The organism is Mesorhizobium hawassense, from assembly GCF_003289945.1.
Taxonomy (GTDB): Bacteria; Pseudomonadota; Alphaproteobacteria; order Rhizobiales; family Rhizobiaceae; genus Mesorhizobium; species Mesorhizobium hawassense.
In genome coordinates this window covers 1-1,266 of the sequence record NZ_QMBP01000056.1, presented here as the reverse complement: position 1 = coordinate 1,266, position 1,266 = coordinate 1, and the positions used below count along the sequence as shown (strand labels likewise).

Annotated in this window: 1 protein-coding gene; it reads right to left on the bottom strand. The window is 61.9% G+C overall.

All coding sequences use genetic code 11. The features are described 5' to 3' along the window. Positions 1 to 72 precede the first annotated feature (72 nt). Positions 73 to 1,227 carry an ISNCY family transposase gene (locus DPM33_RS35595; protein WP_112102225.1) on the bottom strand — a complete coding sequence of 385 codons (1,155 nt, stop codon included), beginning with the start codon at positions 1,225 to 1,227 and terminating at the stop codon, positions 73 to 75. Positions 1,228 to 1,266: the final 39 nt, after the last annotated feature.

Below are 1,266 nucleotides of genomic sequence, written 5' to 3'. Positions count from 1 at the left end.
TGTCGGTAGCTAATCAAGTTGTCCGGTTTGGTAGCACGTCATTTGTCCGCTTCAGTTTTGCGTCGAAGCGGTTCACGCAGCTCTGCCGATTGAGCATCCGTCCAGGATTGGTGCGCCATCTGAGGTGTATGTGGCAATGCGGCGCGGTCCGTGGAAGATTGCGAGTGTTCCGTCAGTGTATTGCCTGACCTTGACGGTGGCTTTGACGAAGTGGTGTCGGATCGGGCTTTGCGGCAGTTGCAATCTGAGCCGCGCGAAGGCGACGGTATTGTCGCGGGCAACGACACGCTCTTCTTGGAGGCACAGGATCTCGGCCAGAACGGCCGGATCGGCGGCGACGAAGGCGCTGTCCTGGACCGCGGCCGGCCTGGCGAAGCGGGCATTGTGAGCCGGCAGATAGGTCTGCGCGATGAAGCGGTTGGCAGCCTCGATATCGGCAATGCCGGCCAGCGCCAGCTCCTTGGGCAGCCGATCCTGCAAGGTGCAGAACATCCGCTCCGAGCGGCCCCTGGCTTCCGGCGAATAGGCCGGGATATGCTCGATGCCCAGTTGCCGCAGCGCCCGCCCGACCTGGGTCAGACGGCTCTTGTCGACCGTCTCGCCGGCCTTGAGCGTCACGAAATAATGGCTGCCGCGATCGGTGTAGAGGCTCGACGGCAGGCCTTTGGCGGCAATGGTCTCCATAAGCCCCTGAAAGCTCGACGCCGTGCCTTCCTCGGCAACCAGAAAGGCCGAATAGAGCTTGCTCGTGGCATCGTCCATCGTCACGATCAGGTCCAGCTCCGGCTGGGACGCCAGCCAGGCATGCCGGCTGCCGTCCTGATGCAGCATCATCCCCTCGCACGGCTTCCTTTCCCGCTTGCGCCGATGCGCCCCGCGTCGCTTGGCCCGCTCGACCAACCCGGCCGCATGAAGCTGCGTCTTGATGAAGGTGTAACCCCAGCTGAAGTCGTGATCGCGTATCAGGTGCTCGTGGAAATGCTTCACGTTCCAACCGAGGTAGCGATTCCGATAAAGCTCCAGCATCTCCTCGATTGCCTCCGCAGGCACCCGACGCGTCGAAAGCTTGCCCAAACGCCGGTCCCTTAAGCCATCCTCCCCAGCCTCTTCGTAGCGGTCGCGATAACGCCGAAATTGCCGTTCCGACATGCCCAGTAGCTCACCAGCCTCCAGCATCGAAAGATCGCCGCCATTCCAGCGGCTTAAAACGTCCCGAAACTTCTGCATTCTCCGGTCCTGTAGCCATGCTGTCCGTCCCATCCCCAG

Coding starts and splice junctions, on each gene's coding strand:
- DPM33_RS35595 (WP_112102225.1), bottom strand. CDS start 1,227: ATGCAGAAGTTTCGGGACGTTTTAAGCCGCTGGAATGGCGGCGATCTT.